3 protein-coding genes are annotated in these 8,325 nt (G+C 64.8%); all 3 read left to right on the top strand.

Features of this window, described 5'->3' with window-relative positions; all coding sequences use genetic code 11:
* Positions 1–457: 457 nt before the first annotated feature.
* The 3 genes from ACGFYH_RS35005 to ACGFYH_RS35015 all read left to right on the top strand — a co-directional run bounded on the left by ACGFYH_RS35005 (position 458) and on the right by ACGFYH_RS35015 (position 8,264).
* Positions 458–3,367 carry an AAA family ATPase gene (locus ACGFYH_RS35005; RefSeq protein ID WP_393807204.1) on the top strand — a complete coding sequence of 970 codons (2,910 nt, stop codon included), beginning with the start codon at positions 458–460 and terminating at the stop codon, positions 3,365–3,367.
* Positions 3,368–3,508: 141 nt separating this feature from the next.
* On the top strand, positions 3,509–5,566 hold the full coding sequence (locus ACGFYH_RS35010) for a hypothetical protein (protein WP_393807205.1): 2,058 nt from the start codon (positions 3,509–3,511) through the stop codon (positions 5,564–5,566).
* A gap of 127 nt (positions 5,567–5,693) precedes the next feature.
* Positions 5,694–8,264, top strand: a complete 2,571-nt coding sequence (locus ACGFYH_RS35015) for a type IV secretory system conjugative DNA transfer family protein (protein ID WP_393807206.1) — start codon at positions 5,694–5,696, stop codon at positions 8,262–8,264.
* The last annotated feature ends 61 nt before the right edge of the window (positions 8,265–8,325 follow it).

The raw sequence follows: 8,325 nt of genomic DNA on the forward strand, positions 1-8,325 counted from the left end.
AGCCCCCCCCCCCCCCCGCCGCCCCCCCCCGTCCGCGGGGGGGGGGCCGGCGGCCCGGCCCCCCCGCCCGGGGGGGCCCCCCCCCCCGCCCGCGCCCCCCACCGCCGTGTCATCGCCCTTGGCCGCGTATTTACCTGGCCAAGAGGATTCCAGCGAGTCACCATCGTCGAAGACAACCCCGTGCTCGCCCACGCTCACGGGGACATCGACCCATCGGGACTCGCCGTCGACGGTCGATGCGTACTGGCAGCTTCGAACACTCCCAGACGCCGGAGGGCACCGAGTTCGAATACGGCGGGCGAGCGACCCGCGACCAGCACATGGAACGGAAGGCCCTGGAGTGGACTCCGGGGCCTTTCACATTCTCCATTCAAAGCCCTATCAAATGCGACTAGTGATAGGATTTCGACTGGTTTTATAGTTGCACCTTCAGTCCAGTCGAGAGGCCTTGCGCGGCATGTTCCATGAGGCACAGCTCAACGAGCGCTACCCACTCCTGTCCAAGCTCTCGGAGCCACTGAAGAAGGCCGAGCGCGACATCGTCGGCCGTGAGCACGAGACGATGCAGCTGCTGGCCTCGATGAGCCGCCCTGAGCTGTGCAATGCGCTTCTACTGGCCGAGGCCGGAACGGGAAAGACCGCATTGGTCCAGGCCACGATGCTCGTGGATCCGGCCCGCCTCTACCTGGAGGTGGACTCGGCGCGCGTGATCTCCGAGGCGGGCAACGCCGAGAACATGGCCGCGAAGCTCAAGGCCTTCTTCGATGAGGCCGAGGACTTCGTCAAGGACGAGACGCACGAACTGGTGCTCTTCATCGACGAGTTCCACCAGATCATCCAGCTCTCCGACGCTGCCGCCGAGGCGATCAAGCCGGTCCTCGCGGCTTCGGGAACCCGAGGCATCAGGATCATCGCCGCGACGACCTACGAGGAGTTCCACAAGCACATCTCGCCGAACCAGCCGCTCGTCGAGCGCCTGCAGCGCATCAACCTCAACCCGCCGGACCAGGCGACGACCATCAAGATCCTGCAGGGCATGGCCGAACGGTACGGGGTGGCCGACGAGTTCTACGACGACCACGTCTTCCGGCAGATCTACGAGTACACCCAGCGCTACATGCCGGCCAGCGCCCAGCCGCGCAAGTCGATCCTGGTACTCGACTCCATGGTCGGCTGGCATCGCCTGACACACCGGCCGATGGACCGGGACCTGCTCTCGGACGTGCTCATGGAGTCCTTAAACGTGAACGTTGCATTCCGGGTCGACGGCGCGAAGATCAAGCAGCAGCTGGACGCCAAGGTGTTCAGCCAGGACTGGGCGACCAGCGCGGTGGCGCGTCGTCTGCAGTTGTCAGTGGCGGACCTCAATGACAAGGGAAAGCCGATGGCGAGCCTGCTGTTCACGGGATCGACGGGAACGGGGAAATTCTGCATCGACTCGACGCAGGTTCCTGTCTACTCGAGCGACGGCGAGACCGCCTGGAAACTGCACGGCGACCTGGTCCCCGGCGACAGAGTATTCGGTCGCCAAGGTCGCCCGGTCGAGGTGCTCGGACACTTCCCGCAGGGCATGCAGGACGTCTACCGGGTCACGCTCTGGGACGGCCGGACTCTTGACGTTGGAGGACCGCACTTGTGGACGGTCTACACAGCCAAGCAGCGGTCGAAGAAGCATGCGGGCAAGGACGTCGCGCCGATGGTCCTGAGCACGCAGAAAATGGTCGAGCGTGGCGTCGTGCGGACCTACCCCGGCGACTCTCGGGAGCATCTGAAGTTCTTCATCCCGGCGAACGGACCGGTGCACTGGCCGGAGCAGGACTTCGACGTCGACCCGTACGTCTTGGGCGTCCTTATCGGCAATGGGTGCCTCACTGAGACGCAGCTGACGCTCTCGTCTGACGGGGACGACGCCGACCACACCGTGTGGACAGTGGGCGAATGGCTGGGATCGGCACCGAAGTCGTACGGACACAGCTACAGCTGGGTCTTCCCTGTCGGCGTTGGCCCGGTGGAGGACCGCCGCGATTCGCTGTACCAGACGAAGGACGTGCTTGCCTCGGTTCCCGATCTGATCGGTGCACGCTCGGCGGAGCGCCGTATCCCGGAGAGGTACAAACACGGATCGATACAGCAGCGGTGGGCTCTGGTGCGGGGCCTTTTCGACACCGACGGATCGATCGGCGGCTCGAACGACCGCTTCAACGTCTCGTACTCGACGTTCTCCAAGGGGCTCGCGGAGGACCTCAGGGAGGTGCTGTTCTCGCTCGGCGTCTCGAACACGGTCAAATTGTGGACACGCACGAAGGAGGGCGGGCGCGAACTGGCCGAGTACGGCGTGCACGTGAAGGTCGGCAACGAGGATAAGGCCCGGTTCTTCTCCCTCCCCCGCAAGCACGAGATCGCACGGCGGGCGGTCATCGAGACCTCGGGTCGTCAGCGCGTGAAGAAGTTCGACATGGTCGGCATCGCGTCGATCGAGAAGCTGCCGCAGCAGCAGAGCTCGTCGTGTATCTACGTCAACGACGAAGAGCACCTCTACCAGGCTGGTCAGTTCGTGGTCACGCACAACACGGAGCTCACGAAGCAGCTGGCGCGACTGCTGTTCGGCGATGACCAGCGGCATCTGATCCGGTTCGACATGACGGAGTACGCCGAGGACTCGTCGTTCGCGGCGTTCCGTTCTGAGCTCACCAAGCGCGTGTGGGACCTCTCCCACGCGGTGCTGCTTTTCGACGAGGTCGAGAAGGCTTCGGCGATGGTGACACGCGTGCTGCTGCAGGTGCTCGACGATGGCCGGCTCAACGATGACAACAACCGCGAGGTGAGCTTCCTCAGCACCTACATCGTGCTGACGACGAACGCGGGCTCGGAGATCTACAAGGACATCGCGCAGTACGCGGCGGACGACACCGGGTCGGGCAAGCAGCTGCTGGAGTACGAGAAGCTCATCCGCCGCTCGATCTCCTCGACGACGGGCGACAACCGGTTTCCGCCCGAGCTGCTGGGCCGTATCGACGCGATCGTGCCTTTCCAGCCGCTGTCGCTGCTGACGCAGCAAAAGATCGTGCGGAAGAAGCTGCGCCAGATGGTGCAGGAGGTGTTCGTCAAGCACAACGTGCGGGTCGACGTCGATGCGAGGGTCCTGCAGTACCTCATCGAGGACAAGGGTGAAACCGACTCTGATGCCGGCGGTGCGCGTGCGGCTGTGGCGAAGCTGACCGACGAGGTCACCACCGCGGTGGCGACCTTCCTCAATGAGCACCCCTCGGAACGACGGATCCGCATCGACGTCGTCGGCGACCTGGTCAGCGACGACAAGAACCTGCTGAGTTCCGACGCCTACGTCGAGGTCAGCGCGGTGCGATGAGCCGGTCGAGGAGGGCGGGAACGAGTCGACTCATGAGACGATAGCCCATTCATAACCTATGATTGCCTACCGCGATAGGCGGCGATAAGGTACTCATAAACCAGTTGAACTGTGTTTTATTAGCGGAGGGATCGCGCATCAATGGGCATTTCGGGTACAGCAACGGGAAGCCAGAGGAAGGAGCGGAAGAAGAAGCCCGACGAGCTTCTGGCCTCCGTGGTGAGAGAGACGGCGATCCCGGCGGCGGTCGAGCTGCTGCGGTCAAACACGCAGTTCGTCTTTCCCAGCGGTACGGCCTGGGTGATGCTCGTGCTCGCATCCGACTCGATCGGTGGCTTGAGCAAGCGGCACGGCCGGGACGAGGCGAAGGGCTCGATCATCGAGCTCATCAGCTCCGACCAGATCCGCACGGTGGCCACGGCGGAGATGCTCGAAGAGGAGGTCTTCGGCATCATCCCCACCGACGAGACTCTCGCGCGCATGGAGGAGTACTCGCTGCTCACCGGTGCCACCTACGCCTGGGCCGTCGTGTGGCAGAAGCCCAGCGGCGATCTGCTCGTCGATCTGGTGAACGATGCGACCTTCGCGCAGGCGCGCTCTGTCGCTGCAGGTACCACGAGCCTCGAAGAAGCCGTGGGCAAGAAGGCGTGGGAAGAGCACAGCGGCCTGGTCGCCGAGGCTGGGGCCACTGGCCCTGTCCCCGTGGCCCTCGGGGAGGATGAGGGGGATGCGATCTTCGACGGGATCCCCGGTGTCGAGGGGGCTGACGAGGGCCTGGACGACGAGCCGCTCTTCAGCGACGTCGTCGACGACGATGAAGGGGCGGACGCACCCATATTCGACGAGGACGACGCGGGCACCGCTCCGGTTGATTCGGAGCCGGACCACGACGGCGACGAGGTGGCCGGCTACGAAGGTTTCGACGAGACCGACGCCGGCTACGGCATCGAGGGCGACTACCAGGAGGCCGGCGACACTGTGCTGCTGGCCGGGCAGGCCCAGGTGCGCGACGTCATCGCCCGCCGGTTCCTCTCCGAGGAGCTGGACCTGGACGTCCGGCTCGATGAGTTCAACGCGACCTTCGCCATCGGCGCGCCGGTCGTGCAGATCGCTGTGCCCGAGGGCGCGACGGAGTGGCTCGGGGACCAGGCCGCCCAGCTCAACCGGCAGGCCAACGCCGACCTGATGCAGCTCCGTTCCGCGCACGAGGATGAGCTGCGTGCGCTCTACGTCAACCTCATGTCGGCGCACGCCGAGCAGGTCATCCGCGATGTGGCCACCGACCGCGCGGGCTCCCGGTACAAGCTGCTGAAGGACGCCGCCGAGGCTGAGCACCAGCAGCGGCAGACGGAGAAGGATGAGAAGATCCGGGCCCGCCGAGCGGAGATCGCCAAGGACTACGAGTCGCAGGCCTCCAAGGTGGCCCAGCAGGCGGCGCTCTCGGCGGAACTGCAGTACAAGGAGCGCAACCGCTCGAAGATGGAGCGCGAGCAGATCGACTCCGCCGCCGGGATCGAGCGGGACATCGAGGATACCCACGCGCATAACCAGCAGGAGATCCTGCGGGTCCGGCGTTCGGACGCGACGCTGAAGATGCAGACCGGGCAGACGCGGATCTTCGAGGTGCTGGCCGAGCGGCAGTCGGAGTACCTGGCGGCCGAGGAAGAGCGCCTGAACCAGTGGAAGTCCGAGATCCAGCGGATCGTCGACGACAACCGCAAGGCCGACATCGCCCAGTCCGAGGCACTGGCCGAGCACCTGCGGACCACGGACGAGATCGGCGTCCTGCGCCGGGAGCAGCAGGACCTCCTGGAGTCGGTGCGCTCTGAGCACGCCGACCGGATCCGCCGGATGGAGGACGAGCTTGAACGCAACCGCAAGGACGCCATCACACAGATGACGGCTCGGGACGCCGAGTGGCAGCACAACCTCGACCTGGAGAAGGAGAAGACCAACTCCCAAGTGGCGCGGGTCACCGACCTGCTCCAGCAGCTGTCGACGGTCGAGGATTCAGTGACCAAGCGGTATGAGGCGCGCCTGGGGGAGATGCAGGCCGACAAGGAGTCCTACGCCAACGAGCTGGCGCGAGCCTCCGAGATGCAGAGCCGCTCGAACAAGATCCTCGTCGTCATGATCGTCACGCTCTCGCTCCTGATGGGCGTGGCCGGCTTCATCGTCGGGGTGGTCTTGACCCGTTGAGCGGACCGGTCATGACCGACGGGGCGATCTGACGGCGCATGGGGCGCGTCCCCATGCGCCGTCGTCGTCTGCGCAAGCAGGCGCACTGGACAGCAGAACGAGCAAGGCTCGAGAGTAAGGGATCACGATGGCCACGAACAGGCGGAGGGCGGCACGGCCGAAGGCGAGCAGCTGGGACAAGATCTCGGCACGGACGCCGGGCGAGACGCTGACGAACCGAGACGTCTACGACAACCAGCAGCTGGACCGCAGCAAGTTGCTTACCCTGAGGTCGACCAGACCGGGCATCGTCGTCGCGGTGATTCCTGGCGTGCTGGTGACGATCGTCGCCTGGGTTTTCTACTCGCTCATCGCCGCGGCGGTGCTCTCGGTGGGCGTGTCCGTGGGTTCGGGCGTGCCCGGCAGCGGCAGCAGCACCGGCAAGCCGAGCGCGTACTACGTCCAGGACACCACGACGGGTGCGGGCGGCTCGGTCGTGAAGTGTTACCGACCCCTGACCAGGGACGGCAACCCAGATGTGAAGGCGAAGTGCTACCCCAGCGCTGAGGCGGTTCCGGTCCCCAGCTGGTACACCGCGGCGAAGGACGGCAAGCCCAGCGCCGAGAAGCCGGCTGAGCCCAAGAAGAGCACGACGACGGTCGGCGAGCATCTGGCCGACGTCTCGGGATTCAAGCTCTTCATCACGCTCGGCTCGGGTCTGATGGTCGCCCTCATCATCGGTACATGGTTCTCGCGGAAGGTCGCCGCGGCGAACCTGATGAACACCACGAGCGACATCAACCAGTACCAGAACGACCAGCACATCGCCCTGCCGGAAGAGATCCAGCAGAACTACGACTGGTTCCCCGACGCCGGCGCTCACTCCAGCGTGCAGGTCAGCTCGATGCTCAGCCACATGATGCTCAAGAAGAAGGGCCTGGGCACCGTCGAGGTCGCCCAGCGCGCCAAAAAGGACGTCATCGATGAGGAGGGGAACCTCGTCTACTACGTCGGCGAGGTCATGGACGACGACGAGGGCAACCCGCTGACGCAGACCCTGCCGATCATCGACGAAGACTTCGGCGACAAGCTGTTCGAGGCATCCGGGCTCCCCGATGACAAGACCCTGCGGCAGAAGTACGACACCACGCTGATCCCGTACAACCCTGACGGCAAGAACCGGGACAAGCTCGGCTTCGGGTCGGACACGTACAAGACCGTCGCTGCCCTGATCAAGGAGGACTGGACGTTCCCGGCGTACGAGGTCCAGCGCCCGGCCGGGGCGTACGTGGTTGATACCGCGCCGGTGAACACCATGGTGCTGGCCACCACCCGAGCCGGTAAGGGCCAGACCTACATCGAGCCGATCATCGACATGTGGTCGCGGGAGAAAAGGCCTTCGAACATGGTCATCAACGACCCCAAGGGCGAGTTGCTGGTGAAGAACTACGTGCCCCTAGTCACACGCGGGTTCGAGCCGGTGCAGTTCAACCTGATCAACTCCATGAAGACCGACATCTACAACCCCCTGGGGCTGGCTGCCGACGCGGCGCGTGAGGGTAACTTCACCAAGTGCGCGCTGTATGTGGAGAACATCGCCGGGATCTTCTTTCCGCTCGACGGCGGCGAGGACCCGGTGTGGCCCAACGCCGCCAACAACGCCTTCAAGCGCGCGGCCTACGGACTCATCGACTTCTATCTGGAGGAGGAGCGGGAGCTGCGCAGCGCCGCAGCCGTGCTGAATATGGACCCGGCGCTGCTGGAGCAGAAGCTCGATGACCTCTGGGGCAAGGCCACGCTCTACAACTGCTACCAGCTCTTCGTGCAGATGAGCTCGAAGAAGATCAAGAACCCTGAGGCCGAACTGGACAAGCGGGTCAAGGCCGGCGAATTCGAGAACAACGAGGACGCCCTGGCCGAGGAGCAGGAGAAAGCGGCGGCCCAGGCCTTCATGTGGGAGGGCAAGGCCGATCAGGACATGCTCAGCTTGTACTTCAACGCGAGCGAGGAGCTGCCCCGCAACAACATGCGCACGCTGGTGGGCAACGCCCACAACGCGCTGCGCTCGATGGCCGGCGCGGAGAAGATGCTGGCCTCGGTGTACGGCATCGCAATCACCGCCATGTCGTTCTTCACTGACCCCACGATCTCGACGCTGACCTCGGGCAAGCCCTCGCAGAACACCGACCTGGCCGGCCTGAGCTTCCCGCGTCGCCTCGGCGTGCGCTTCGCGCCGAACTACGTCAAGCGCGACCACCTCGTCGGTCAGCAGGCCGTGTGGTCGGCCTACGCGGACCCGATGTTCACCGAGAACCTGGGTGAGGACTTCGAGCACGAGGAGATCGTCGGCCGCGAGGGCTGGGCCCGGTACAACTTCAAGGGCAAGTTCCCCGGCGACGAGGCCTGGCTCAAGCTGGAGCTGGTCAACCCGCAGACGAAGATGCTGGTGCGCACCTTCTACTTCAACTTCACGAAGAACTACCAGGTCTCGCTCAACGGCCGCCACTACGTGGTCGAGCCGGTGACGGGCAAGAAGATCGTGAAGAACGGCGTGATGCGTGAGCTCAAGCCGGTGCGTGAGGGCGGCACCCGGGACGGGAAGATCCTGTCCTTCCAGCCCGGGGACACGCTCTACCCGGACACGCGACTCGACTTCTCCGGCGGCGGCAACCCGGAGAAGGTCTCAGAAGCCGTATCTCAACCGAACGTGATCTCTTGATTTCTGCTGGTCAGGCATGGTTTCGCTCGGCGTGAGGGAGGCATGCCGACGTCTTGTGTCT

The sequence above is a fragment of the Streptomyces sp. NPDC048392 genome, assembly GCF_043200575.1.
Classification (GTDB): Bacteria; Actinomycetota; Actinomycetes; order Streptomycetales; family Streptomycetaceae; genus Streptomyces.